19 protein-coding genes are annotated in these 26,119 nt (G+C 72.1%); 2 read left to right on the forward strand and 17 right to left on the reverse strand.

The genetic code is table 11. The annotated features are described in order from the left end of the window. Positions 1 to 6 precede the first annotated feature (6 nt). Complete coding sequence (locus MMF93_RS11070; RefSeq protein WP_242751120.1) at positions 7 to 2,103, forward strand: hypothetical protein; 2,097 nt, start codon at positions 7 to 9, stop codon at positions 2,101 to 2,103. 315 nt (positions 2,104 to 2,418) lie between these two features. Beyond that, positions 2,419 to 3,669 (forward strand): phospholipase D-like domain-containing protein, encoded by a 1,251-nt coding sequence (locus tag MMF93_RS11075; protein ID WP_242751122.1) that lies wholly within the window; start codon positions 2,419 to 2,421, stop codon positions 3,667 to 3,669. A gap of 14 nt (positions 3,670 to 3,683) precedes the next feature. On the opposite strand, the gene MMF93_RS11080 is transcribed toward MMF93_RS11075, so the two are convergent. The 17 genes from MMF93_RS11080 to folC form a co-directional block, all read right to left on the reverse strand. Continuing rightward, positions 3,684 to 4,277 carry a Uma2 family endonuclease gene (locus tag MMF93_RS11080; protein ID WP_242751124.1) on the reverse strand — a complete coding sequence of 198 codons (594 nt, stop codon included), beginning with the start codon at positions 4,275 to 4,277 and terminating at the stop codon, positions 3,684 to 3,686. 114 nt (positions 4,278 to 4,391) lie between these two features. After that, complete coding sequence (gene obgE / locus MMF93_RS11085; protein ID WP_242751126.1) at positions 4,392 to 5,840, reverse strand: GTPase ObgE; 1,449 nt, start codon at positions 5,838 to 5,840, stop codon at positions 4,392 to 4,394. A gap of 201 nt (positions 5,841 to 6,041) precedes the next feature. Beyond that, positions 6,042 to 6,299 (reverse strand): 50S ribosomal protein L27, encoded by a 258-nt coding sequence (rpmA, locus tag MMF93_RS11090; protein WP_114021255.1) that lies wholly within the window; start codon positions 6,297 to 6,299, stop codon positions 6,042 to 6,044. Between the two features lie 13 nt (positions 6,300 to 6,312). Next, on the reverse strand, positions 6,313 to 6,636 hold the full coding sequence (gene rplU, locus MMF93_RS11095) for a 50S ribosomal protein L21 (RefSeq protein WP_114018249.1): 324 nt from the start codon (positions 6,634 to 6,636) through the stop codon (positions 6,313 to 6,315). A 285-nt stretch (positions 6,637 to 6,921) separates the two neighbouring features. Continuing rightward, complete coding sequence (locus MMF93_RS11100; protein ID WP_242751128.1) at positions 6,922 to 11,376, reverse strand: Rne/Rng family ribonuclease; 4,455 nt, start codon at positions 11,374 to 11,376, stop codon at positions 6,922 to 6,924. Positions 11,377 to 11,626: 250 nt separating this feature from the next. Further along, a complete protein-coding gene (locus tag MMF93_RS11105; RefSeq protein ID WP_242751130.1) occupies positions 11,627 to 12,490 on the reverse strand; it encodes a TIGR03936 family radical SAM-associated protein in 864 nt (287 codons plus the stop codon). 282 nt (positions 12,491 to 12,772) lie between these two features. Continuing rightward, positions 12,773 to 14,020 (reverse strand): hypothetical protein, encoded by a 1,248-nt coding sequence (locus MMF93_RS11110; RefSeq protein ID WP_242751132.1) that lies wholly within the window; start codon positions 14,018 to 14,020, stop codon positions 12,773 to 12,775. After that, positions 14,017 to 14,598 (reverse strand): GNAT family N-acetyltransferase, encoded by a 582-nt coding sequence (locus MMF93_RS11115; protein WP_242751134.1) that lies wholly within the window; start codon positions 14,596 to 14,598, stop codon positions 14,017 to 14,019. Before MMF93_RS11115 ends, MMF93_RS11110 begins: the two co-directional genes overlap by 4 nt. 77 nt (positions 14,599 to 14,675) lie before the next feature. Continuing rightward, on the reverse strand, positions 14,676 to 16,601 hold the full coding sequence (locus MMF93_RS11120; protein ID WP_242751136.1) for a TIGR03960 family B12-binding radical SAM protein: 1,926 nt from the start codon (positions 16,599 to 16,601) through the stop codon (positions 14,676 to 14,678). Between the two features lie 282 nt (positions 16,602 to 16,883). Then, positions 16,884 to 18,083, reverse strand: coding sequence for a rod shape-determining protein RodA (rodA, locus tag MMF93_RS11125; RefSeq protein ID WP_242751138.1), 1,200 nt, complete (start codon positions 18,081 to 18,083; stop codon positions 16,884 to 16,886). After that, positions 18,080 to 20,362: a penicillin-binding protein 2 gene (gene mrdA, locus MMF93_RS11130; RefSeq protein WP_242751140.1), complete on the reverse strand. Its 2,283-nt coding sequence runs from the start codon at positions 20,360 to 20,362 to the stop codon at positions 18,080 to 18,082. The genes rodA and mrdA overlap by 4 nt, the downstream gene beginning before the upstream one ends. Before the next feature lie 76 nt (positions 20,363 to 20,438). Further along, entirely contained in the window at positions 20,439 to 21,188 is a 750-nt protein-coding gene (mreD, locus tag MMF93_RS11135; RefSeq protein WP_242757481.1) for a rod shape-determining protein MreD, read from the reverse strand. A gap of 9 nt (positions 21,189 to 21,197) precedes the next feature. Then, positions 21,198 to 22,133 (reverse strand): rod shape-determining protein MreC, encoded by a 936-nt coding sequence (mreC, locus tag MMF93_RS11140; RefSeq protein ID WP_242751142.1) that lies wholly within the window; start codon positions 22,131 to 22,133, stop codon positions 21,198 to 21,200. Between the two features lie 139 nt (positions 22,134 to 22,272). Next, entirely contained in the window at positions 22,273 to 23,292 is a 1,020-nt protein-coding gene (locus MMF93_RS11145; protein WP_114021246.1) for a rod shape-determining protein, read from the reverse strand. A 258-nt stretch (positions 23,293 to 23,550) separates the two neighbouring features. Further along, a complete protein-coding gene (ndk, locus tag MMF93_RS11150) occupies positions 23,551 to 23,964 on the reverse strand; it encodes a nucleoside-diphosphate kinase (protein ID WP_242751144.1) in 414 nt (137 codons plus the stop codon). Positions 23,965 to 24,140: 176 nt separating this feature from the next. After that, a complete protein-coding gene (locus MMF93_RS11155; protein ID WP_114021244.1) occupies positions 24,141 to 24,494 on the reverse strand; it encodes a DUF4233 domain-containing protein in 354 nt (117 codons plus the stop codon). After that, positions 24,495 to 26,054: a bifunctional tetrahydrofolate synthase/dihydrofolate synthase gene (gene folC, locus MMF93_RS11160; protein WP_242751146.1), complete on the reverse strand. Its 1,560-nt coding sequence runs from the start codon at positions 26,052 to 26,054 to the stop codon at positions 24,495 to 24,497. Positions 26,055 to 26,119 lie beyond the last annotated feature (65 nt).

Genomic DNA, 26,119 nt, shown 5'->3' on the forward strand with positions numbered 1-26,119 from the left:
CAGCCCGTGCCCTCTGCCGGACTCTCCCCACGACGCGCCGTGCAGCTCGCGGCGCTGCTCGCGCTGGCGGTGTTCTACACCGCACAGCTCGCGGGTGCGCTGTTGCCGAACGTGCCCGTCTTCCTCACCGCCTCCCTGGCGGGCCTCGCTCTCGACCTGTACCTGACGCACCGGCAGCCGGGGCTGCTGGCGCTGCTCGGGAAGGTCCGTTTCGACGTCACCACCCGCCAGCTGCTGCGCGACATGCTGATCGTCATCGGGCTGGTCCGGATCCCCGACGTGCCGCCGGACATAGAGCGCCCGCTGACCCTGTTGCTGCTGCTCGCCTACGCGGCGCACTTCCTGTGCCAGGCGGTGGCCCAGCTGGTGCGCCGTACCCGCACGCTGCCGGTCGTCACCCGCAACATCGACGCCTCGGCGCTGCGGCTGACCGACGCGCCCTCCCGGCTGCTGGCCCGGCAGCCCAGCCGCAGGCTGCTGCGCTTCTCGATCCCCGGCACCGTCGGGCTGATGCTCTCCGCCGGCCTCTCCCAGCAGGAATGGGGTCTGGTCGGGGTCAGCTGCACGTTCCTGCTGTCGCTGGGCAGCGCGGTCTACCTGGGCACCTGGCTGCTGCCCAAGAAGCGCTCCCGCAGCGAGAACGAGGTCATGGCGTGGCTGGACAAGTGGCTGGCGGCCTACAAGCCGACCGTCGGCATGTACTTCTCCGGCGGGACGACCAGCGCGTACCAGGCGAACATGTGGCTGAGCACGCTGGCCGAGCTGGACGGGCGGCCGCTGATCGTGCTGCGTGAGCGGTTCATGGTGCAGAAGATCGACGCCACCGACGTCCCGATCGTCTGCATCCCCAAGGTCGCCCACCTCATGCACCTGGAGCACTCGACGCTGAAGGTGCTGCTGCACCCGGCGAACTCCGGCAAGACCTCGCAGGTGCTGCGCATCCCCACCCTCAAGCACGCCTTCATCAACCACGGCGAGTCCGACAAGCTCTCCTCCTGCAACCCCTACGCCAAGGCCTACGACCAGGTGTGGGTCGCCGGCGAGGCCGCCCGCGAGCGCTACGCGCTCGCCGAGGTGGGAGTGGACGACAAGGACGTCGTCGAGGTCGGCCGCCCCCAGCTGACCCCGATCCAGCACGCCGACGAGCGGGCCGCGGCCGCCGCGAGCGACTACACCACGGTGCTGTACGCGCCGACCTGGGAGGGCTGGGACGGCAACCCGGGCAACACCTCGGTGCCGCTGGCGGGCGAGCACATCGTCGCCGCGCTGCTGGCCGACCCGAAGGTGCGGCTGCTGTACAAGCCGCACCCGATGACCGGCTCGGTCGACCCGCGCGCGGGCGCCGCCGACCAGCGCATCCGCGCCATGATCACGCAGGCCAACGTGGAGCGCGGCGCCGGGCGCCGCGACCCGCAGGCCACCGCCGAGCTGGAGCGGCGGACGGCCGTCCTGGACGAGGCCACCACCACGGCGTTCCGCGCCAGCGCGGACGAGATGGAGCGGATGAAGGGCCAGGGCACCCCGCAGGAGGGCAACGCCGAACGGGTGCGCGAGGCGACCGAGGCGTGGGAGGCCGCCTACTGGGCGTCCTTCCCGGTCTCCGAGCACCAGATCGTCACCGGGCCGCGCCCGGCGATCTTCAGCTGCTTCAACCAGGCCGACCTGCTGATCTCGGACGTCTCCTCCGTCGTCTCGGACTACCTCAGCAGCGAGAAGCCGTACGCGGTGGCCAACACCAGCGGCATGACCGAGGAGGAGTTCCGGCACGCCTTCCCGACGGTGCGGGCCGGAACGGTCCTCACGCCCGACGCCCAGCAGATCCCGGCCCTGCTGGAGTCGGTGCGCGACGCGGGCAAGGACACGCTGGTGGGGGCGCGCAAGGAGCTCAAGACGCGCCTGCTGGGCCCCTCGGAACCGCCGTCCCTCGCGCGCTTCAACGCCGCGGCGCTGAAGCTCGCCGACGAGACGGAGGCCCGCAACGTGCGCGTCGCGCGGCGCACGGCCGAGATCCCCGGACAGCGGGAAGCGGAGGAGGCCGCCGAGGAGGCGGAGATGGAGGCGCCGGGCGGCGCCTCCGATCCGGAGGACGCGGTCACCCCGTAGCCGCGCATCCAGTAGCCGCGCACCCGGTCCGAGTGCCCCGGCGGAGCCGTCACCCGTTCGGGCGGCGCGTGCGGCGCACACCGGCGCACGGGAGCGCGAGACGGTGGAAGGGCCCCAGGAGGATTCGCCTCCTGGGGCCCTTCCGTCTTCGTGCGTCACACCAGCCCCACGCGTAGCGGCTGGCCGGCGAGACGGGCTGAGCAGGAGCTTCTGGCGTCCCTACCCTCGCTTGCGACCCGGCCGTACCTCCCGGTACGGCCGCACGGTCCGCACCAGCCAGCCGCCAGGAGGGCCCCTTTGTCGCGTTTGTCGCGTTTGTCACGTCTGCGAGCCGCCGCACCACCCCTCGCCCTGCTGCTCGGCGCCGGGCTCACGCTCACCACTCCCCCGTCCGCCGCGGCGGCCTCCCCGGGCACGGGACCGGTCTTCAACCAGCCGAACGGCACCGCCGCGCAGCAGCGCGCCATCCGCAGCGACCTGCTGGACCGCGTCGAGGCCGCCGCCCCGCGCTCCACCATCAAGGTCGCGCTCTACCACTTCTGGGACGCCGAGGTGGCCCGCGCGCTCGCCACCGCGCACACCGCGCCGGAACGCCGCGTCAACGTCCAGGTGATGCTGGACGAGTCCAGCGTCAGCTCCATGCCCTCCAGCACGTCCTACTCCATCCTGCGCAAGGCGCTGGGCACCGACCGGGCGAAACGGTCCTTCGTCGGACTCTGCCCCGAGAACAAGTCCTGCCTGGGCGACCCCTCGGCGGGCAACTCCATCGCGCACAACAAGTTCTGGCTCTTCTCGCGGACCGGCGGTTTACGCGACGTCGTGGTGCAGACGTCGTCGAACTTGTCGACGGGCAGCTACACCAAGTTCTGGAACGACGCGATGGTCGTCGCCCAGCGCGGCACGTACGCCGCCTACAGCCGCTACTTCGACAAGGTCGCGGGATCCGACTGGCGCTCCTGGCGCTACACCCGCGCCGCCGCCTCCCCCTACACCAGCTACTTCTTCCCGCGCCCGCGCGGCGGCGACACCGTGACGGGCATTCTCGACAACGTCACCTGCCGCTGGAAGGACGCCTCGGGCAGCCACCGCACCCGCGTGCGGCTGGCGATGTTCAAGCTCACCCGCCAGGGCGTCGCCGAGAAACTCGCCTCCCTCCAGCGCCAGGGCTGCGCCGTCGACATCGTCTACGCCCAGACCGACAGCGAGGCCAGCACCGGCTCCCCCGGCACCTGGGAGGCCCTGCACGCGCCGGGCGGTCCTGCCGTGCGGTGCCTGCACTACGACGACGACGGCGACCCCGGCACCTCCCGCGAGGTCGTCCACTCCAAGACCCTGATGATCGAGGGACGTTACGCCAAGGCCACCGACAAGCTGGTGTGGACAGGCAGTCACAACTACTCGGGCCCCGCCCTGACCAAGAACGACGAGACGCTGTTGAAGGTGGACAGCGACAGCGTCCACGACGCCTACGCCGACCGCTACCGCGCCCTGCGCGCCTCGGCCCTGCCCGGTACCAGGGACAACACCCCCAGCTGCAAGGGCGTCAGCCCCCAGCCGGAGGACTGAGGGCCTCGGGGACGTCAGGGAGAGGGGGCCCGCCGCCCGGTCGCGGCGAGGTCGACGTCCACCGCGAACGGGACGGAGACCTTCAGCCGGTCGTGATGGATGCCCGTCAGCGCATACCCTCCGCTCGCCGGATCCCTCTCGTACAGGTACGCGGCCGTGCCGCCGCCGTTGTTCTCGATCCGCCAGTAATGGGGAATGCCGGCGGCGGCGTACTTGCGTGGCTTGGTGTCGCGGTCACGGTCCTCGGAGTCGGGTGAGACCGCCTCCAGTGCCAGTACCACGTCTTCGGGCAGGTAGTAGGTGGAGGGTGACTCGCGCTCGTACGCCTCGGCGGTGACGACCACCACGTCCGGTTCTGGGACCTGCCGCTTGGCCAGGCGGACAGCCATCTCGCGATCGGCGCGCAGGTGCCCGGGTGCCTGGCCGTCCAGCGCGGCGAGCAGGAGGTTGATCACCCGGCTGTGCCACTTCTCCTGCGGGCTCACGAAGACCAGGCTCCCGTCGATGAGCTCGGTGTGCGGAGGGAGGCCGGACAGCCGCAGGAAGGCCTCGGCGGTGAAGCCGCCTGGTGGCGGGATCACCCAGTCCGGAAGCGGCTCGACGCTCATGGGGGCAGAATAGCGTCCGTCCACGGGCAGTCGCCTTCCGCCCGTGGACGGACGTGGGGAGGGCCTCCGGGGGGGCCGTGCGAGGAGACGCGGTCCGGAGGCGCTGTCAGGCACTCACTCGAACGGGTCGAAGCCCTCGTACTCGCCCAGAGCCGCGTCCTCGTCGGCACGCTCGGCCTCGCGGTCGCGGCGGCGCTGCGCCGCGGGGCGCGGCGCGTCGAAGCGCTGGTCCTCGCCGCGGCGGCCGAGCATCTCGGCGCCGCTGATCATGGTGGGTTCCCAGTCGAAGACGACCGCGTCGTCCTCGGCGCCGATGGCCACCCCGTCGCCCTCCCGGGCGCCGGCCTTGAACAGCTCCTCCTCGACACCGAGGCGGGCGAGGCGGTCGGCGAGGTAGCCGACGGCCTCGTCGTTGTTGAAGTCGGTCTGCCGCACCCAGCGCTCCGGCTTCTCGCCGCGCACCCGGAACATGCCCTCGTCGAGGCGGGTCACCGTGAAGCCCGCGTCGTCCACCGCCTTGGGGCGGATCACGATGCGGGTGGCCTCCGGCGCAGGACGTGCCGCGCGGGCCTCGTCGACCAGGCGGGCGAGCGCGTACGACAGGTCCTTGAGGCCCTGCCGGGAGACGGCCGAGACCTCCAGGACGGGCAGGCCGCGGGCCTCGATCTCGGCCCGTACGAGGTCGGCCAGGTCCTTGCCCTCGGGAATGTCGGTCTTGTTGAGGACGACGACGCGCGGGCGGTCGTCGAGACCGCCGTAGCGGGACAGCTCCGACTCGATCACGTCGAGGTCGCTGAGCGGGTCGCGGTCGGTCTCCAGCGTCGCGCAGTCCAGCACGTGCACCAGCACGGAGCAGCGCTCGACGTGCCGGAGGAATTCGAGCCCGAGGCCCTTGCCCTCGCTGGCGCCGGGGATCAGCCCCGGCACGTCCGCGATCGTGTAGACCGTCGCGCCCGCGGTGACGACGCCCAGGTTCGGCACCAGGGTGGTGAAGGGGTAGTCCGCGATCTTGGGCTTCGCCGCGGAGAGCACCGAGATCAGCGACGACTTGCCGGCGCTCGGGTAGCCGACGAGCGCGACGTCCGCGACCGTCTTCAGCTCCAGCACCACGTCCCGCTCCTCGCCGGGCTCCCCCAGCAAGGCGAAGCCGGGCGCCTTGCGCCGCGCGGAGGCCAGCGCGGCGTTGCCGAGCCCGCCCCGGCCGCCCTGCCCCGCGACGAAGGTGGTGCCCGCGCCGACCATGTCGGCCAGCACCTCGCCGTGGCGGTCGAGGACGACGGTGCCCTCCGGCACCGGGAGCACCAGGCTCTTGCCGTCCTGCCCCGAACGGTGGCCGCCCTCGCCCGGCCTGCCGTTGGTGGCCTTGCGGTGCGGGCTGTGGTGGTAGTCCAGCAGCGTCGTCACGTCCGGGTCGACGACGAAGACGACGTCACCGCCGCGCCCGCCGTTGCCGCCGTCCGGGCCGCCGAGCGGCTTGAACTTCTCCCGGTGCACGGAGGCGCAGCCGTGCCCACCGTTACCCGCGGCGACGTGCAGTTCGACGCGGTCCACGAAGGTGGTCATAGGGGTGTGCCTCCAAGGCGTGCTGGCGTGCTGATGTGCTGCGGTACCGGGGTATCGCGGTGCTGCGGTATCGCGGGACCGCTGACGTACTGAGGGGGGAACGCACCGAGGGCGGACCCGCTTCCCCGCCGTACGGCGCGTGCGCGTACGGCGGGGAGAGGAGGTCCGCCCTCGGAGTGAGTGAGTGTGCCGTCCGGCTGCTTACTGAGCGGCCGGGACGACGTTCACGACCTTGCGGCCGCGGTGGGTGCCGAACTGCACCGCGCCCGCGTCCAGCGCGAACAGGGTGTCGTCGCCGCCGCGGCCGACGCCCGTGCCCGGGTGGAAGTGGGTGCCGCGCTGGCGGACCAGGATCTCACCCGCGCTGACGACCTGACCGCCGAAGCGCTTCACGCCGAGAAACTGCGGGTTGGAGTCGCGACCGTTCCGGGTGGACGATGCGCCCTTCTTGTGTGCCATCTCTCCTCAGTCCTTACTTCTTGGCCGGGGCGGGGATGTCGGTGACCTTCAGCGCGGTGTGCAGCTGGCGGTGGCCGATGCGCTTCTTGTATCCGGTCTTGTTCTTGTACTTCTGAATCCGGATCTTGTCGCCCTTGTGGTGGTCCACCACCTCGGCCGTGACCTTGACACCGTCCAGCACCCAGGGGTCGCTGGTGACCGCGTCACCGTCGACGACGAGCAGGGTCGAGAGCTCGACGGTGTCGCCGACCTTGCTGGTGGAAATACGGTCAACCTCGATGACGTCGCCCACAGAGACCCTCTGCTGGCGCCCGCCGGTGCGCACGATCGCGTACACGCGGAACTCTCCTTCGCTCGAAACGGTGCCCCTGATGCCAGCCGTCCGACGCCCACGCCGAGCGCGGAGCTGATCCGGAAGGATTGAACGGCCTCTCCCCCGGAAGGGGAGGTGGTTGCTCAGGAGCGGCGCGCCGCAGAAACGACACGCCGACGGTCAAGGATACCCCATCCAAACGGGCCTCCCGTCCGGCCCCGTGGCACCCCCGACCTCGCTGCCCGGCGTCCGGGGGCGGGGCGCACCACACGTGCGGCACCCCGCCCCGGACGGCAGCTCATGCCGGGGTCACTCCTCGGAAGTCGGCGCCGACACCGACGACGTGCCCTCCTGACCGGCCGCGGCCGTCTTCTTGGCGGCGCTCTTCTTCGCGGTCTTCTTGGCGGTCGTCTTCTTGGCGGTCGCCGTCTTGGCCGTGGTCTTGGCTGCCGTGGTCTTGGCCGCCGCCTTCTTGGCCGTGGCCTTCTTCGCCGTCGTCGTCTTCTTGGCCGCGGCCTTCTTGGCGGTCTTGGCCGTCTTGGCGGCCTTCGCCGTCTTCTTGGCGGCCTTCTTCTCCGGTGCGGACTCCGACTCCGGCTGCGCGTCCGACTGCGACTCGGAGCGGGCTTCCGCCGCGGCCTCCCCTTCGGTGGCCGTGGTGGTCACCGTGCGCGTCACCCTGCGACGGCGCCAGGCGGGAGCCACGTCGGTGACGACTTCGCCACCCTCGGCCGGCTCGGCAGCGGCGGCGGGCGCGGGCGACTCCTCGGCGGTGACGACCATCACCGCGCCGGTGTCGTCACCCGTACGGGGCGATCCGGCCGGAGCGCTCGCCTTCCGCGTCGCCCGCCGGCGGGCCCGAGGCGCCGCGGCAGCGGGCTCGGGCGCCGACGCCGGCTCCGCGGCGGGCACCGGCTCCGGTGCGGCCTCGGCGGTGGGCTCGGTGGCGGCCGGCTCGGCGGGGCGGACCACCTCGGCGGCCTCGCTCGCGGCCTTCGGCGGCGAACCGGCGGGCGCGCCCGCCTTCCGGCTGCCCCGGCGGCGGCCACGGCCCCGCGAGCCGGACGCCGCCGCCTCCGCCTCGGCCGCGCTGCTGAACAGGTCCTCGTCCGGGACGAACTCGACGGGCGCCGGCGACAGCTGCGCCGCCTCGGGCGCCGTGTCGGCGGGCTCCACGGCCGCGGCCGCCGGGGCGGTCGCGGGCGAGGGCTCCGCAGCGGCCCGCTCCTCGGCCCGCTGCGACCTGCCGCCATGGCGGCCGCCGCTCTTGCCGGAGGTCTCGCCCTTCCCGGGCGCCTCCGACCTGGCATCCGCCTCGGCTGTGTCCTTGGCTGTGTCCTTGGGCTCGGACTTGGGCTCCGCCTTGGCCTCGGCCCTGGCTTCCGCCTTCGTCTCGCCCTTGCCCTTGCCCTTCTTGCCCTTCTTGCCGCCGCCACCGGCGCCCGACGCGGCCGTCACCTGGTCCAGGTGCACGATCACGCCGCGCCCGTTGCAGTGGACGCACGGCTCGGAGAACGACTCCAGCAGCCCCTGACCGACCCGCTTTCGGGTCATCTGGACGAGGCCCAGCGAGGTGACCTCCGCCACCTGGTGCTTGGTGCGGTCCCTGCCCAGGCACTCCAGCAGGCGGCGCAGCACCAAGTCGCGGTTGGACTCCAGGACCATGTCGATGAAGTCGATGACGATGATGCCGCCGAGGTCGCGCAGCCGCAGCTGGCGGACGATCTCCTCGGCCGCCTCCAGGTTGTTCCTGGTGACGGTCTCCTCGAGGTTGCCGCCCTGACCCGTGAACTTCCCGGTGTTGACGTCGACGACGATCATCGCCTCGGTCCTGTCGATCACCAGCGAGCCGCCGCTGGGCAGCCACACCTTGCGGTCCAGAGCCTTGGCGAGCTGCTCGTCGATGCGGTAGGTGGCGAACACGTCCACGTCCGAGGTCCACTTCTGGAGCCGGTCGGACAGGTCGGGCGCCACGTGCTCGACGTAGCCGTGGATGGTCTCCCACGCCTCGTCGCCGCTGACGATGACCTTGGAGAAGTCCTCGTTGAAGATGTCCCGCACCACGCGGACCGTCATGTCCGGCTCGCCGTACAGCAGCGTGGGCGCGTTGCCCTTCTGGGACTTCTTGCGGATGTCCTCCCACTGGGCCTGCAGCCGCTCCACGTCGCGGCGCAGCTCGTCCTCGCTGGCGCCCTCGGCCGCCGTGCGCACGATGACGCCCGCGTCCTCGGGGACGACCCGCTTGAGGATCTGCTTGAGCCGCGAGCGCTCGGTGTCCGGCAGCTTGCGGCTGATGCCCGTCATCGAGCCCTCGGGCACGTAGACGAGGTAGCGTCCCGGCAGCGAGACCTGGCTGGTCAGACGGGCGCCCTTGTGCCCGATCGGGTCCTTGGTGACCTGCACCAGCACCGACTGGCCCGACTTGAGCGCGGTCTCGATGCGGCGCGGCCCGCCCGACATGCCCAGCGCCTCGAAGTTGACCTCGCCCGCGTACAGCACGGCGTTGCGGCCCTTGCCGATGTCGACGAAGGCGGCCTCCATCGACGGCAGGACGTTCTGCACCTTGCCGAGGTAGACGTTGCCGACGTAGCTGGTCGACTGCTCCTTGTTGACGAAGTGCTCGACGAGCACGTCGTCCTCCAGGACGCCGATCTGGGTGCGCTCGCCGCTCTGGCGGACGATCATCTCCCGCTTGACGGCCTCGCGGCGGGCGAGGAACTCCGCCTCGGTGATGATCGGCACCCGGCGGCGGCCCTGCTCGCGCCCCTCGCGGCGGCGCTGCTTCTTGGCCTCCAGCCGCGTGGACCCCTTGATGGCCTGCACCTCGTCGGCCGGCTCGGTGTCCTTCTTCTTGCGGGGCTCGCGGACCTTGACGACGGTGCGCTCGGGGTCGTCCGCTGTGGCGGGCCCGCCCGAACGCTCCTCCGCGTCCCCCGAACGGCGACGGCGGCGCCTGCGACGGCGCGAGCTGCTCGTGGAGCCGCCGCCCGCGGCGTCGCCCTCCTCGTCACTCTCGTCACCTTCGGCAGCCTCAGCGCCGGCGGCCTCAGCGCCCCGGGGGCCGGCTTCCGCCTCGTCGGAGTCCGCGCCCTCGCCCAGCTCCGCGCTCTCGCCCCGGCGACGGCGGCGACCGCCCCGGCGGCGGCGGCGCGTGGGACGCTCGCCGCCCTGCGCGGCCTCGTCCTCCTCGCCCTCCGGCTCGCCGTCGCTCTCAGCTCCGGTCCCGGCGTCGGCGTCGGCCTCCTGCTCGGACGTACGGGCCTCGCGCTCTTCCCTGGGCTCCTCACGGGGTGCCTGCTCGGACGCGTCCGCACGGCGGCGACGGCGACGGCGCGTGGCGCCCGCGCCCTCCTCCGCCGCCTCCGGCTCCGGCTCGGTCTCCTCCTCCGGTTCGCTCCCGGCCCGGCGCTCGGCCTCGGCCGCGGCAGCGGCGCTCTGCGGGGTCTGGAAGGCGGGCTCGGTGAAGACGGGGGCCTGGAAGACCGTCATGGGCGGTGTCGGGCGCTTGCGGCGACCGGCCTTCTCCTCGGCCTCCTCCCCCTCGGTGGCCTCGGCCGCGGGCTCGGCGCGCTGCCGCTTCTTCGGCGTCGGCGGCGCCGCGAAGCCGCGGGCGACCCGCGGGGCCGCACGGCCCTGGTCACTCTCCTCGGCCCCGGCCTGCTCGCCGGCGCCGGCGGCCGGCTCCTCGGCCCCGTCCGTGACCCGGCGCCTGCCCGCCTTGCCGCTCCTGGCCGGCTGCCCTGCCTGCTGCGTCTCGTCCGGCGTGCGGGTCGCGCGGCGCCGGGAGCGGCCCTGCGCGCCGGAGGACGGCTCGGCCGCGGTCTCCTCCTCGGCAGCGCTCTGGGGCGCGGCGGGCGCCTCGGCGTCCCCCGCCGGCTGCGCGGCCGACTGCCCGGTCGCCTCGGTCGCGCCCGACGCGCGGGTGGCGCGGCGACGGGTGCGCGGCGCGGGCTGCTCGGCGGCGTCCTCGCCCGCGGACCCGGTGGGCGTCGTCTGTGCGGTGGCGGCGGTGGCCGTCTCCTGCTCCGGGGTGGCGGACGAGGCCTTGCGGCTGGTGGCCCGGCGTCGGGTACGGGCCTTGGGGGCCTGCTCCCCGGGCTGCCCGGCTTCGGCCGGCGCGCCGGAGGCCTCCCCCTCGGCGGGGCCCCGCTCGGGCTGCTCGGCCGCGGCCGGGGAGCCGGCGGGAGCGGTCGCCTTGCGGGTGGCACGGCGCCGGGTGCGCGGCTTCGGCTCCTCGGCGGCGTCCTCAGAAGCGGCCGCCGGCACCTCGCCGCTCCGCTGGTCGCCGTCGGCCGAGGGCTGCCGCGCACCGGTGGCCGGGGCCTCGGCGGGCTGGGTCTCGGCGGGCTGGGGCGCGGGGGTGGCCGGGGGCGGGGACCCCGCGGGGGCCGTCGCCTTGCGGGTGGCGCGGCGGCGGGTGCGCGCGGCGGGGGCCGGGGCGTCGGCGGCGTCACCGGCCTGCGGGGCGTCGGTGCCTTCGGAGCCTGCGTTCTGCGGCGCCTGGGCCGCGCTGTCCCGCACGGTGAGGGCCTCGGGCCCGGAAGCGGACGCGTCAGCGCCCGTGGGCGGGCCCGCTGGGCGGCTGGCGGCGCGACGGCGGCGGGGCGGCAGCGTGTCGCTGGGCGTGCTCTGCGCACCCCCGGCGGTCTGTGGCGCCTGGGCGCTCCCGCCACCTGCGGTGGCCTCGCCGGAGACGACGGACCCCGCGGAAGCGGCGCCTGTCGTGGAAGCCTCTGCCTCGTTGGATTCAGTTGGTTCGAGCATGCGGGCGGTTCTCCCGTCACGCTCCCGGGCGCCGCGCTCGTTCGTACCGGGGCGGCCCACCCGGGGGGGGGCGGGCCGCTCTCCGGGGCGCGGGCGCCGCACGGGAGCTGTTGTCTCACTCGCCGGTTCCGGCCCTCGTCCGGCCCGGCTACGGCGAAAGTCTGCTGGTCTGTGCGCTCGCCTGCCGTACAGCGGCCCGGGTGGCTCCCTGGCGTGCGTTCAGCGGCGGCGCGCGGCTTCGGCGGCGCTCCTACGCGGTGTCGCCCGGCACCGTCCCGGCGCTGGAAACCCCGGCGCCTGTGGGCTCCGGGACCGCGTCACGGTCGGGTGCGAACGGGTCGGTCACCGTGCCGCTCTCCTCGTCGAGCGGCCCCTGCGCCAGCCTGGTCACCGCTGCGGGGACCGGCGGCGCCAGGTCGGCCGTAGCGCGGAGACCGGACAGGACGTCGTCGGGTCGTACGGCAGGTGTCACGTGTCGTACTACCAGCCGCAGTATCGCACAGCCCCCCTCGCCCGGCCTATCGGTGGCGTCCTTCCAGGAGGCGGCGTCCTGCCCGGAGGCGGTGGTTCCCCCGGCTCTCGGCTCCTCCCCCGGCATGCGGCCGGCAGGTACCCCCGAAGCAGAGGAGACCCCGAGCGCGAGGACGGCGGCGCGGGCGTCGAAGGTGCGGATGCCCTTCTTGGTCCGGCGCTCGACCTCGACCGTCTCGGCCGCCAGGAACGCCTCGGCCGCGGCGCGTGCCGTCCCCGGCTCCACGCGGTCGAGCCGCAGCTCCCACTCGGAGGCCTCGAGCCGGTCGCTGAAATCGGAGCCGTGCGCCTCGACCGCGTCGACGACGTCGAGGCCGTCCGGCATGGAGGCGTCCAGCAGCGCGCGCAGCCGCTCGGGGTCACGCCGCTGGACGAGGGCGATCTCCAGGTACTCCGCCTCGCTGCCCGTTCCGGTCGGAGCGGCGTTGGCATAGCTGACCTTGGGGTGCGGGGTGAACCCCGCCGAGTACGCCATGGGCACTTCGGCGCGGCGCAGGGCCCGCTCGAAGGCTCGCTGGAAGTCGCGGTGGCTGGTGAACCGAAGGCGGCCTCGCTTGGTGTAGCGCAGACGGACGCGCTGCACGGCCGGTGCGGGCGGCGGGCCTTCGGGCTGTCGCTTGCCCAGTGGTTCTCTCCTCGGTGCCGGGCGGCACGCTCAGGCGGGCCGCCCCTGTCTGACAGGACGATACGAAGGCGGAGGTCCGCACCGGCCGCCCTGGCGGCCCCCGCGCGAGCGCGGAGCACCTCGCCTGCGGCCGAACGCCACGCATCCCGGCGGGCCCGTCCCCGGGGTCCCCTGGGACCGGTACCCGGACGCGTTGTGCGTTTGTGCGGATGATCCTTCTGCCCAGGGTACGCGGCCGTCCTACGGCAGCGGCTCCCGCTCCCGGGAGCGGGGCGCTCCGACAAGGGCGCGCCGCAGCTCGCTCCTGGTCGCGCGGAAGGAGGACCGGGCCGCGGCGAGGGCCTCGCCGACCGCGCGCCCGGCATCCCGCAGGGAGCCACCCACCGCGCGCCCGGCATCCCGCAGGGAGCCACCCACCGCACGCCCGGCATCCCGCAGCGCACGGCCCGCGGCGCGTGCGGCCCGGGCCGTGGGCCGCCACACCCACCCGCGCAGCGCGCGGCCCACCGGAGCGAGCACGTACCGCCACAGTGCGACGCACGGCACGATCAGCAGCACGTACAGGCCCCGGCCGACAGTGTGGAAGACCGCGAGCGTCACCCGGCCCGCCACCTGCCAGGCCACCACGGCCGCGCCGGCGATCTCCCGCACGACCAGAGCGAGCGCCCGTCCGAGCGGTGCCAGGACCCAGCGGTAGAGGGCGAGTGCCGGGAGGACGCACAGGTGGCGGCCGAGCCACGCCAGGGCCGCGCCGGTGCCGCGGACGACGGTCACCACGGCGTGCCCCAGCGGGGTGAGGACGCGGCGGTGGAGGCCCGCCGCGGGTGCCACGACCAGCCACCGCCACAGCCAGGCCGCGACCGCGCCGACGCCCCTGCCCGTGGGGGCCAGCACCCGACGCCACAGCAGCACCACGGGCAGCACCAGCAGATACCGGCCCAGCAGGCCCAGACCGCGCCCGGTGCCCCGGGTGAGCGGCGCGAGGACGTGGGCGTACAGCCGGCGGGCGGGAACGACGACGAGGGCCCTTCCGAGCGAGGCGATCCCGTCGGCGAGCGCGCGCCCGGCCACCACCAGGCCGCGTCCGACGGCGGCCACGCCCCGCCCCGCGGCGGCCAGCCCGCGCCCGGCGGGTACCAGGACGTAGCGCCACAGGCCGGCCCAGGGCCAGACGAAGAGAGCCTTCGCCGTCCAGGCCAGCACGAGGGCGATGCCGCCGCACACAGGAGCGAGCAGATGTCGCCACAGCCACCCCGCGGGCGTCACGACACAGGTACGGCCCAGCCACGCCAGCCCGCGCCCCAACGGCACCAGTACACCCCGGGCGAACGCCCGCCAGGCCAGCCGCAGCCCGTCCCAGGCCATGCGGACGGGCAGTACCAGCACGAACATCACGATCCGCACCGGCCACCGGACGACCGCGGTGAGACAGCCCCCGGGGTCCTCGCCGCGCGGAACCGGCCCGTGCCGTGGCTGATATGCGGTCACGCGGAAGAGGACGGGGGCGAAGGCGCCGCCGGTTCGGCCGCCGGTGTGGCGATCCAGTAACGGAGCTTGACCCCGCGCCGGTCCTCGAACACACCGCCGCACGCCTCGATCACCTTGCGGGACGCCACGTTGTCGTGGTCGCAGGTCACCAGCGCCCGCTCCAGACCGAGCGCCGCGGCGCGCGGCAGAGCGGCACGCAGCATCGCGGTCGCGTACCCGCGCCGCCGCGCGGTCGGCCGCACGTCGTAGCCGATGTGGCCGCCGTACTCCAGCAGCATGGCGTTGAGCCGGTGGCGGACGGCGATGCGGCCGTAGTACGTGCCGCCCTCCACGTACCAGTAGGTGGAGGTGGGCACGTAGCGCAGAGCGGCGGCCGTCTCCTCCGTGGCCTGGCTGCGGGCGAAGGCCACGTACTCGGCGAAGACGTCGGCGTTCTGCCAGCTGTCCCCGAACCTGCGCAGGTCGCGGGCGATCGCCGAGCCGTCCTCGGGCGCACCGCGCCCCTCGGCGGTGAACTCCTCCATCGCGGCGAGGAAGGAGTGGTGCACGGCGGTCGTGGGCTCACTCAACTGGGGCATCGCGCCAGTGTGCCAGCGCCCTTGGCCGGCGGCCCCGGAGGCCGGCGGGGGCCGGCGCATCCGGCCTCCTCGCGCGCCTACTTGACCACGGTGAGCGGCAACAGCTTCTTGCCCGTGGGCCCGATCTGGATATCGGTGCCCATCTGCGGGCACACCCCACAGTCGAAGCAGGGGTCCCAGCGGCAGTCGGGGACCTCGGTCTCGTCGAGGGCGTCCTGCCAGTCCTCCCAGAGCCAGTCCTTGTCGAGGCCGGAGTCGAGGTGGTCCCAGGGCAGGACCTCCTCGTAGGAGCGCTCGCGGGTGGTGTACCAGTCGACGTCCACGCCGGTGCCGTCCAGCGCCTCGGCGGCCGAGTCCATCCACAGGTCGTAGGAGAAGTACTCGCGCCAGCCGTCGAAGCGCCCGCCGCGCTCGTACACCTCGCGGATCACCGCACCGATCCGGCGGTCGCCGCGCGAGAGGAGGCCCTCGACGATGCCCGGCTTGCCGTCGTGGTAGCGGAAGCCGATCGAGCGGCCGTACTTCTTGTCGCCGCGGATCTTGTCGCGCAGTTTGCCCAGGCGTGCGTCCGTCTCCTCGGCCGACAGCTGCGGCGCCCACTGGAAGGGGGTGTGCGGCTTGGGGACGAACCCGCCGATGGAGACGGTGCAGCGGATGTCGTTGGACTGTGCGACCTCGCGGCCCTTGGCGATGACGTTGACGGCCATGTCGCCGATCTGGAGGACGTCCTCGTCGGTCTCGGTGGGCAGTCCGCACATGAAGTACAGCTTCACCTGGCGCCAGCCGTTGCCGTAGGCCGTCGCGACGGTGCGGATCAGGTCGTCCTCGGAGACCATCTTGTTGATGACCTTGCGGATGCGCTCGCTGCCGCCCTCGGGGGCGAAGGTGAGGCCGGAGCGGCGGCCGTTGCGGGTCAGCTCGTTGGCCAGGTCGATGTTGAAGGCGTCCACCCGGGTGGAGGGCAGCGAGAGGCCGACCTTGTCCTCCTCGTAGCGGTCGGCCAGCCCCTTGGCGACGTCGCCGATCTCGCTGTGGTCCGCCGAGGAGAGGGAGAGGAGGCCGACCTCCTCGAAGCCGGTGTTCTTCAGGCCCGCCTCGACCATGTCGCCGATGCCGGTGATGGAGCGTTCCCGGACCGGGCGGGTGATCATGCCGGCCTGGCAGAAGCGGCAGCCCCGGGTGCAGCCGCGGAAGATCTCCACGGACATCCGCTCGTGCACCGTCTCGGCGAGCGGGACCAGCGGCTGCTTGGGGTAGGGCCACTCGTCCAGGTCCATGACGGTGTGCTTGCTCACCCGCCACGGGACGCCGGAGCGGTTCGGCACGACGCGGGAGATCCGGCCGTCGGGCAGGTACTCCACGTCGTAGAAGCGCGGCACGTAGACGCCGCCGGTCTTGGCCAGGCGCAGCAGCACCTCGTCCCGGCCGCCCGGGCGGCCCTCGGCCTTCCAGGCCCGGATGATCTCGGTGACCTCCAGCACGGCCTGCTCGCCGTCGCCGATCACCGCGACGTCGATGTAGTCGGCGATGGGCTCGGGGTTGAACGCCGCGTGCCCGCCCGCCATCACGATCGGGTGGTCCTCGGTGCGGTCCTTCGCCTCCAGCGGGATGCCGGACAGGTCGAGTGCCGTCAGCAGGTTGGTGTAGCCCAGCTCGGTGGAGAAGGAGACGCCGAACACGTCGAAGGCGCCGACGGGGCGGTGCGCGTCCACGGTGAACTGCGGGACGTCGTGCTCCCGCATCAGCTTCTCCAGGTCAGGCCAGACGCTGTAGGTGCGCTCCGCCAGGACGCCCTCGCGCTCGTTGAGCACCTCGTAGAGGATCATGACGCCCTGGTTGGGCAGACCCACCTCGTACGCGTCCGGGTACATCAGCGCCCAGCGGACGTCCGTCTCGTCCCACGGTTTCACCGTGGAGTTCAGTTCGCCGCCCACGTACTGGATCGGCTTCTGGACGTGCGGGAGGAGGGCCTCTAGCTGGGGGAAGACCGACTCGACGGGCATCACGGCGCGCTTTCGTACGAACTGACAGGGCCAGTCGTCCAGAGTAACGGGTGCGGCCCGCGCCCCATGACGGGCGCGTTGCCACTCCCGTCCGGCTCTTGTGGCCGTTCTCGCTCCGGCACGGGGGTGCGCTGCCCGTGGCGCCCGGTCTGCGGGCAGGGGGTGGCTGATCGCGCAGTTCCCCACGCCCCCTCCGGGGCGCGTCCCCCGAGCGAAGCGACTCGGGGGCTGGGCGCGGAGCCCCCCGGGGACAGTGAGATGGCCCCCGGACGGAGGGGACCCCTACGCCGCTATCGGCTTCTGCGTGCGGATGGACTGCAACAGGCCCACCGCGATCCAGACGGCGAACATGGACGTGCCGCCGTAGGAGACGAAGGGCAGGGGCAGTCCGGCGACGGGCATGATGCCCAGCGTCATGCCGATGTTCTCGAACGCCTGGAAGGCGAACCAGGCGATCACGCCGGAGGCGACGATGGTGCTGTAGAGCGACGTCGACTCCCGCGCGATCCGGCAGGCGCGCCAGATGAGCACGCCGAGGAGGACGAGGATGAGTCCGCCGCCGACGAAGCCGAGTTCCTCGCCTGCGACGGTGAAGACGAAGTCGGTCTGCTGCTCGGGGACGAACTGCCCCGTGGTCTGGGTGCCGTCGAAGAGGCCCTTGCCGGTGAGGCCGCCTGAGCCGATGGCGATGCGGGCCTGGTTGGTGTTGTAGCCCACGCCCGCGGGGTCCAGCGCGGGGTTGGCGAAGGCCGCGAACCGGTTGATCTGGTACTCGTCGAGCAGCCCGAGCGCCCACACCAGCACCGCGCCGAGGGCCCCGGCCAGGCACAGGCCGATCACCCAGCGGTTGGAGGCGCCGGAGGCCAGCAGGACGGCCAGCACGATCACGACCAGCACCATGACGGAGCCGAGGTCGGGCATCGCCAGAATGATCACGATGGGCAGGGCCGCCATGCCCAGCGCGTGCAGCACGGTGCGGTGGTCGGGGTGTTCCCGGTCGCCGGCGTCGACCTTGGCCGCGAGCAGCATCGCCATCCCGAGGATCACCGTGATCTTGATGAACTCGGCGGGCTGGACGGTGAAGCCGCCGCCCAGGTTCAGCCAGGCCCTGGAGCCGTTGATGGTGGCGCCGAGCGGGGTGAGGACGGCGAGGGCGAGCAGCACGGTGATGCCGTAGAGCACCGGTACGGCGCTGCGCAGCCTGCGGTGGCCGAGCCACACGGTGGCGCCCATCAGGGCGACGCCGATGATGAGGCTGATGATGTGCCGTACCAGGAAGTAGTGGGGGTCTCCCTGGTTGAGCTCGGTGCGGTTGCGGGTGGCCGAGTAGACGAGCAGCGAGCCGATGATGGCGAGGACGGCGCCGGACAGCAGCATGACCCAGTCCATGCGCCACACGACCGAGTCGCGTGCGGTCAGCCGGTTCCAGGCGGAGCGCTTGCGGGGGCCGTAGCCGTCCAGCGCGAACGTGCGGGTGCTCACCGTCGTTCACCTCCCGCGAGCTGGCGGGTCTGGTGTGCCTGGCGGCCGCCGTCGCGTTGTCGCTGCTGCCGCTCGCCCTCGTGGCGTGCGGCCTGGGCCTCGCCCCGGGTGTCGGGGGTTTCGGCGGGGGGTTCGGCCTCGCGGTGCTTGGCGGCGTCGTCGGCGGGGCGCTTGTCGCGCTCGGCGACGATGGTGCCGTCCTTGGAGATCTTGGGCAGCGCGGACTGCGGCTTGGGCAGCAGGGCCTTCTTCTTGTCGATGCCGCCGTCGTCGCCGACGCCGTACATCGCGTCGTAGATGTTGCGCACGGCGGGTCCTGAGGCGCCGGATCCCGTACCGCCCTGGGAGATGGTCATCACGACGGTGAAGTCGTCGGTGTAGGTGGCCAGCCAGGAAGTCGTCTGCTTGCCCGCGACCTCGGCCGTACCGGTCTTGGCGCGAATCTTGATCTTGTCCTGGGGCCAGCCGGCCTCGCCGAACCGCCAGGCCGCCGAGCCGCGCGTGGCGACGCCCTGGAGCGCCTTGTCCATCTGCCCCAGCGTCTTCTTGGTCAGCGGCAGCTTGCCGTGCGAGGTGGGCTCGATCTCGTTGACGGTCTTGCCGTCGGGGCTGATGACCGCCTTGCCGAGCGTGGGGTCGTAGAGGGTGCCGCCGTTGCCGAGGGCGCCGTAGATGGTGGCCATCTGGATGGGGGTGACGAGGGTGTCGCCCTGGCCGATGGAGTAGTTGATGCTGTCACCGGCGCGCATCTTCATGCCGGAGACGCAGTTCTCCTTGGCGATCTTCTCGGCGTAGCTGGGGTTGTCGCCGCCGTCCTCGGCCTGCTTGCACCAGGCGTCCTTGTTGGCTTCCCAGTAGTTCTTCTTCCACTCGCGGTCCGGGACGCGGCCCGAGACCTCGTTGGGCAGGTCGATGCCCGTCTTCTTGCCGAGGCCGAACTGGTGGGCCGTCTTGTAGAAGTAGTCGTGGGCGCCCTTCTTGGGCATGTTCCCGCCGTCCTTCTTCCACTCCCTGTGGGCGAGACGGTAGAAGACGGTGTCGCAGGAGACCTCCAGGGCGCGGCCGAGGCCGATGGCGCCGTAGCCCTTGGACTCGTAGTTCTTGAAGACCTGGCCGCCCACCTTGTAGTCCGAGGAACACTCGTAGTTGCCGTCGAAGGGGTAGCCCGCCTTGACGGCGGCGCTCGTGGAGATCACCTTGAAGATCGATCCCGGCGCCGACAGGCCCTGGATGGAGCGGTTGAGCAGCGGGTAGTTGGAGTCCTTGCCGGTGAGCTTCGCGTACTCCTTGCCGGAGATGCCGCCGACCCAGGCGTTGGGGTCGTACTCGGGGTTGGAGGCCATGGCCACGACGCGGCCCGTCTTGTTCTCCATGACGACGACGGCGCCGGCGTCGGCCTTGTAGTTGCGGCCGGTGTTCTTGTCGAACTCCTTGCGCGCGTTCTTCATCGCCTGGTCGAGCTGGGTCTCGGCGACGGCCTGGACGCGGGAGTCGATGGAGGTGACCAGGTTGGATCCGGGGCGGGCCTTCTCGCTCTCGGCCTCGCCCATCACCCGGCCGAGGTTGTCGACCTCGTAGCGGGTGACGCCCGAGCTGCCCCGCAGCTTGCTGTCGTAGGTGCGCTCCAGGCCCGAGCGGCCGATCTCGTCGGAGGGCAGGAAGGGGGAGTCGGTGTCCTTGGCCTTCTCGATCTCCTCGTCGGTGACGGGCGAGAGGTAGCCGAGCGCCTGCGCGGTGTTCGCCCCGTACGGCGCCGGGTAGCGGCGTACCGCCTCCGGCTCGGCGGTGATGCCGGGGAAGTCCTCGGAGCGTTCCCGGATCTGGAGGGCCTGCTTGGGCTTGGCGTCGTCGGTGACAGGGATCGGCTGGTAGGGCGAACCGTTCCAGCAGGGCTGGGGGGTCTCCGCGTCGCAGAGGCGGACCTTCTGCTTGACGGTCTTGGCCTCCATGCCGAGGACCTTGGCGAGCCGTTCGAGGACGGCCTCGCCCTCGTCGTCCTGCTTCATCAGTTCGGTACGGGAAGCGGAGACGACCAGCCGGGTCTCGTTGTCGGCGATGGGCACACCGCGCGAGTCCAGGATCGAGCCGCGCACGGCGGGCTCGACGACCTGCTGGACGTGGTTGCCCTTGGCTTCCTTCTGGTACTCGTCGCCGTTGCGGATCTGCAAATACCACAGCCGCCCGCCGAGCGTGAGCAGCAACGACATCACCAGAACCTGAATGGCGATCAGCCGGATGGTGACACGGGAGGTGCGGCCGGTCTCAGGAATATTGCTCACGGCGCGATGCGCCTCCTTGAGGGGTGGTGGTCGGGTGGGGGCACCTCCCGGCCGCAGGCTGGGGGAGGGCTGGCGCTCACAGGCGCTTGACCCCCTTGAGCCCCGCCGTCTTGGACCGGCCGCCGCCGCTCAGGTTCCCGCGGGTACGTGCAGTCATCGTCTTGTTGCGCGAGGTGCGCTTGCCTGCCTTGACCTTGCCCGGCTTGCCGCCCTTGCCGAGCAGGCCGCTGCCCGAGGGGCTGAGGCTGGCGCCGGAGGCGAGCCAGCCGTAGGCGCGCATGCCGCCGCCGGCGCTGCCGCCGCCGGGTTCGGCGCCGAGCGGATCCTTTTCGCCGCGCCGTGCCAGCGCCATGACCAGCGGGACGACGAACGGCGCGAGCAGCAGGTCGTAGATCGTGGCGGTGGCCAGCAGTCCGGTGAGGCCGACCTGCCGGGCCGCGGTGTCGCCGACCAGCGCGCCGACACCCGCGTACAACAGGGTGGAGCCGATCGCGGCGGAGGCGACGACGAGCATCGGGACGGTCGCCGAGCGGTGCTGTCCGGCCTCCGGCTTGGTCAGGCCCGCGGCGTAACCGATGAGGCAGAGCACCAGCGCGTAGCGCCCCACGGCGTGGTCGGCGGGCGGAGCGATGTCGGCCAGCAGTCCGGCGACGAAGCCGACGAGGGCGCCGGCGGTGTGGCCGTAGACGAGCGCGAGGCCCAGGACGGTCAGCAGCAGCAGGTCGGGGACGGCTCCGGGCAGTTGGAGCCGGGCCAGCACGGTGACCTGCACGATGAGGGCGACGACCACGAGAGCGGCCGTGAGAAGCATCCGGTTGACGTACAGCACTGCGGATCAGCTCCTGGGCGAGGGTTCGCCGCCGGGGGTGGCGGTCACGGTCTCCGTGGGTGCGGGCTTGGGCTTGGCGGGCTTCTTGGACCTGAGGACCTCGTCCCTGGGGTCCTCGCGCGGCGGTTCGACGACGATGCCGACCACGTCCAGCCGGGTGAAGCCGACGTAGGGCTTGACCTGGACCGTGCGGGTGAGGGTGCCCTTGTTCCGCTCGACCTTGGTGACCTCGCCGACGGGCACGCCGGGCACGAACGGCTTGTCGTTGCTGGAGCCGAAGGTGACCATCCGGTCGCCCTCGCCGACCTTGGCCTTGCCGTTGAGGAGCTGGACGCTGAGCGCGTTGCCGCCGCGCCCGGTGGCGAAGCCCAGCTCGTTGGTCTTCTCCATGCGGGTGCCGACGGTGAAGTCCGGGTCGTTGGCGAGCAGCACGGTGGAGGTGGAGGAGCCGACGGTGGTGACCCGGCCGACCAGTCCGTCGCCGTTGAGGACGGTCATGTCGCGGCGGATGCCGTCCTCGCGGCCGGCGTCCAGGGTGACCGTCCACGAGAAGCCCTGCGCCGCGCCGATCGCGATGACCTGTGCGCCCTTGACTCCGTAGCCGCCCGCGCCCGCGGTCTTGAGGAGCTTGTCGAGTTCCTTGGCGCGGGCGCGGTTGCGGTCCTTGGAGCCGAGTTGCTGCTTGAGCGCCGCGTTCTCCTGCTCCAGGCGGGTGATTCTGTCGTGGCGGTCACCCGAGTCGCGGACGGCGGCGATGGCGTTGCCGACGGGATCGACCGCGGAGGCCACCCCGTTCTCGACCGGGCCGAGCGCGGAGGCGGCCCCCTGCCGTACGCCGTCGAGCGGAGACTGCTCGCCCCCTCTGAGGTCCACCGTGATCAGTGCGAACGCGATGGCGATCAGCAGGACGAGCAGCAGCCGGCTTTCTCGTGTGTCCCTCACGTGCGGCGGCCGTGCCTTTCTGGTGAGGCAGCCCCGCCGGGGCGGGGTGCGTGACGGCGGCCGCCACTGGGCTTAACGACCCGCCGCTGAACGGTCGGTTATTGCGGTTGTCGCGAACAGGTGTGCCGGTGTTCGCCGGTCAGCGGCGCGGCTGGGAGTCGAGCACCTGCTGGAGCGCCTCGAACTCCTCGACGCACTTGCCCGAGCCCAGCGCCACCGAGTCCAGCGGGTCCTCGGCGATGTGGATGGGCATGCCCGTCTCCCGGCGGAGCCGCTCGTCCAGGCCGCGGAGCAGGGCGCCGCCGCCGGTGAGCACGATGCCGCGGTCCATCACGTCACCGGACAGCTCGGGCGGGCACTTGTCGAGCGTCGTCTTGACCGCGTCGACGATGGCGTTGACCGGCTCCTCGATGGCCTTGCGGACCTCCCCCGCGGAGATCACCACCGTCTTCGGCAACCCGCTGACCAGGTCACGGCCGCGGATCTCGGTGTGCTCGTCCTTCTCCAGGTCGTGCGCCGAACCGATGGTGATCTTGATGCTCTCGGCGGTGCGCTCGCCCAGCAGGAGGCTGTACTCCTTCTTGATGTGCTGGATGATCGCGTTGTCCAGCTCGTCACCCGCCACCCGGATGGACTGCGCGGTGACGATGCCGCCGAGCGAGATGACGGCCACCTCGGTGGTGCCGCCGCCGATGTCCACCACCATGTTGCCGGTGGCCTCGTGCACCGGCAGCCCCGAACCGATCGCCGCGGCCATCGGCTCCTCGATGATGTGCACCTGGCGGGCGCCGGCCTGGGTGGACGCCTCGATGACGGCACGGCGCTCGACACCGGTGATACCGGACGGCACGCACACCACCACCCGGGGCCTGGCGAGATAACGGCGCTTGTGAATTTTCAGAATGAAGTAGCGGAGCATCCGCTCGGTGATCTCGAAGTCGGCGATGACGCCGTCCTTCAGCGGCCGGACCGCGACGATGTTGCCAGGGGTGCGGCCGATCATCTTCTTCGCTTCGGCGCCGACCGCGAGGATTCCGCCCGTGTTCGTGTTGATCGCGACGACGGACGGCTCGTTGAGGACGATCCCGCGACCCCTGACGTACACCAGCGTGTTGGCGGTCCCGAGGTCGACAGCCATATCACGGCCGATGAACGACATGTTGGTTCCCATGGATGCGTCTGGCCTTCCAAGTGGGGCGATGTGGAGTGCGGCTACGGAAGGATGTGGGTACGCGCCGGGTGCGTGCTCAAAGCGCGAGGGTTCCATCGTAGACGCGCTTGCTCGAACACGTGGAGACGGTTCCTTTGCCATTGTCGGCGGAAGTGGGAACCGCGACCGTAATGGTGACGTCGTGTCGGGAGCGCTCCGGGCGCCTCTCGCGCCTGAATCGGCCCCCGTGTCGGTAAGCCGCCCGCCTCAGGCAAAACTCGGGAAAAAAATCTTCATCTCCCGCTCCGCGGACTCCTCGGAGTCCGAGGCGTGAATGAGGTTCTCCCGCACGATGGTGCCGAAGTCTCCGCGGACGGAGCCGGGAGCGGCGGCGATCGGGTCGGTGGGCCCAGCCAGAGCACGCACCCCCTCGATCACCCGTTCGCCCTCGACGACCATGACGACGGACGGGCCCGAGGCCATGAACTCCACCAGCGGCTCGTAGAACGGGCGCCCCTCGTGCTCGGCATAGTGCTGCTCCAGCGTGGCGCGGTCCAGGGTGCGCAGTTCGAGAGCCGCGAGGGACCAGTCCGCCTTGCGCTCGATACGGCCGATGATCTCGCCCGTCAAACCACGTCGGACGGCGTCGGGCTTGAGGATGACGAGGGTGCGCTGGGGCATGGTGCGGTGCTCCTTGGCTGGTCGTGCGACGGCTGGGCACACCTCCCGGCCGGAGTCCCCCGGCTGCCGCCGGGAGGTACCCCCAAAGGGGAGGGCAGGCTCCGCCAGGCCGGGCGCGGTGACGCGATGTGAAGCCCGGCGGTCAAAAGAGGCTACATGGGTGAGGGAGGACGCTCTCACGCAGCGTCCGGCTCGGGCGCGGCCTGGGCCGCGAACCGCGCCTTCGCCTCGTCGATCTTCTTGCCAAAGTGCATCGAAGCCCACCACAGCGCGGCGAAGCAGGCACCCAGGAAGAACATCACAGGAACGACGAAACCGCTCGCGATCAACGCGATCTGAAACACCCAGCCGAGCTGCACGCCACCCGGACGGGTGAGAAATCCGCACAGCAGCACGCACAGCACCATCGCGATACCGCTGACCGTCCAGACGGTGGAGACCGAAAGGTCACTCGTTCGCATCGCGACCAATCCGGCGAAACCGATGATGAAGAATTCGGCGATCAGCGTGGACGCACCCAGCATGCGCATCTAGCGCCTCCCTCGCAGCAGCAGCCGGGCCTCGCCGACCGTGATGACGGAGCCGGTGACCAACACCCCGGCCCCCGCGTACTCGCCCTCCTCCTCGGCGAGGGTCACCGCCTCCTCCAGCGCCAGATCCAGCCGCGGCTCGACCTGGACCCGCTCCTCGCCGAAGACCTCCACGGCGATCGCGGCCAGCTCGTCCACGTCCATCGCGCGGTGGCTGGAGTTGCGGGTGACGACGACCTCGGCGAACAGCGGCTCGAAGGCCTCCAGCACGCCGCGGACGTCCTTGCCCGCGCTCGGGGCGACGACGCCGACCAGCCGGCTGAAGTCGAAGGCCTCGCTGACGGCTTCCGCGGTGGCCTGCGCCCCGCCCGGGTTGTGCGCGGCGTCCAGCACCACCGAGGGGCTGGTGCGCACCACCTCAAGCCGGCCCGGCGACGAGACCGAGGCGAAGGCCTGGCGCACCACGTCGATGTCCAGGGCGCGGGCCTGCTGCCTGCCGATACCGAAGAAGGCCTCGACCGCGGCCAGGGCCACACTCGCGTTGTGCGCCATGTGGGCGCCGTGCAGCGGCAGGAAGACGTCCGGGTACTCGCCACCGAGACCGCGCAGGGTCAGCTGCTGGCCGCCGACCGCCACCTGCCGCTCGACGATGCCGAACTCCATGCCCTCGCGCGCGACGGTGGCGTCCACCTCGACGGCCTTCTTCAGCACGACGGAGGCCGCCTCCACCGGCTGCTGTGCCAGCACCACCGTGGCGTCGGGCTTGACGATGCCGGACTTCTCCACCGCGATCGCCTCGGGCGTGTCGCCGAGCCGGTCGGTGTGGTCCAGCGAGATCGGGGTGATCACCGCGACGCCCGCGTCGATGACGTTGGTGGCGTCCCACCTGCCGCCCATGCCCACCTCGACGACGGCGACGTCCACCGGCGCGTCGGCGAAGGCCGCGTACGCCATGCCGGTGAGCACCTCGAAGAAGGAGAGCCGGTAGTCCTGCTGCGCGTCGACCATCTCGACGTACGGCTCGATGTCGCGGTAGGTCTCGATGAAGCGCTCCGCGGAGACGGGGGCGCCGTCGATGCTGATGCGCTCGGTGACCGACTGCACGTGCGGGGAGCTGTAGCGTCCGGTGCGCAGTTCGAAGGCGGACAGCAGCGCCTCGACCATGCGGGCCGTGGTCGTCTTGCCGTTGGTGCCGGTGATGTGGATGGAGGGGTAGGAGCGCTGCGGGTCCCCCAGCACGTCCACCAGCGCGGCGATGCGCTGGACCGAGGGGTCCAGCTTCGTCTCGCCCCAGCGGGTGGCCAGCGCCTCCTCGACCTCGCGCAGCGCCCGGTCCACCTCGGGGTCCTCGGGCCTGCCGGGCACGACGTCCGGCTGCGGGGGCCCCGCCTGGGCCCGCAGGGTACGGCTGCCCGCCTCGATCACCGCGAGATCCGGGTCGCGGTCGGTCTCCTCGCCGACGATCTCCTCGAACGCGTCGGGCGACTCGTCGGGGTCGAGGGACTCCGCGGGCTCATAGAGGGACGGGTCGGGTTCGTGGGGCTGGGGCTCGTCGCTCACGCGGACCAGTCTACGTAAGGGTGGCGCGGCGGGCGCAGGCCGCCGGGTGACACCGGGGCGGCCCG

This window comes from Streptomyces tubbatahanensis (assembly GCF_022699385.1).
In the GTDB taxonomy this organism is placed as follows: Bacteria; Actinomycetota; Actinomycetes; order Streptomycetales; family Streptomycetaceae; genus Streptomyces; species Streptomyces diacarni.

What these genes read in the sequence shown, in the direction of transcription:
- MMF93_RS11080 (WP_242751124.1), bottom strand. Translation starts at nt 4,277, where the DNA reads ATGAGCGTCGAGCCGCTTCCGGACTGGGTGATCCCGCCACCAGGCGGC.
- obgE (WP_242751126.1), bottom strand. Translation starts at nt 5,840, where the DNA reads ATGACCACCTTCGTGGACCGCGTCGAACTGCACGTCGCCGCGGGTAAC.
- rpmA (WP_114021255.1), bottom strand. Translation starts at nt 6,299, where the DNA reads ATGGCACACAAGAAGGGCGCATCGTCCACCCGGAACGGTCGCGACTCC.
- MMF93_RS11100 (WP_242751128.1), bottom strand. Translation starts at nt 11,376, where the DNA reads ATGCTCGAACCAACTGAATCCAACGAGGCAGAGGCTTCCACGACAGGC.
- MMF93_RS11115 (WP_242751134.1), bottom strand. Translation starts at nt 14,598, where the DNA reads ATGCCCCAGTTGAGTGAGCCCACGACCGCCGTGCACCACTCCTTCCTC.
- MMF93_RS11120 (WP_242751136.1), bottom strand. Translation starts at nt 16,601, where the DNA reads ATGCCCGTCGAGTCGGTCTTCCCCCAGCTAGAGGCCCTCCTCCCGCAC.
- MMF93_RS11145 (WP_114021246.1), bottom strand. Translation starts at nt 23,292, where the DNA reads ATGTCGTTCATCGGCCGTGATATGGCTGTCGACCTCGGGACCGCCAAC.
- ndk (WP_242751144.1), bottom strand. Translation starts at nt 23,964, where the DNA reads ATGCCCCAGCGCACCCTCGTCATCCTCAAGCCCGACGCCGTCCGACGT.
- MMF93_RS11155 (WP_114021244.1), bottom strand. Translation starts at nt 24,494, where the DNA reads ATGCGCATGCTGGGTGCGTCCACGCTGATCGCCGAATTCTTCATCATC.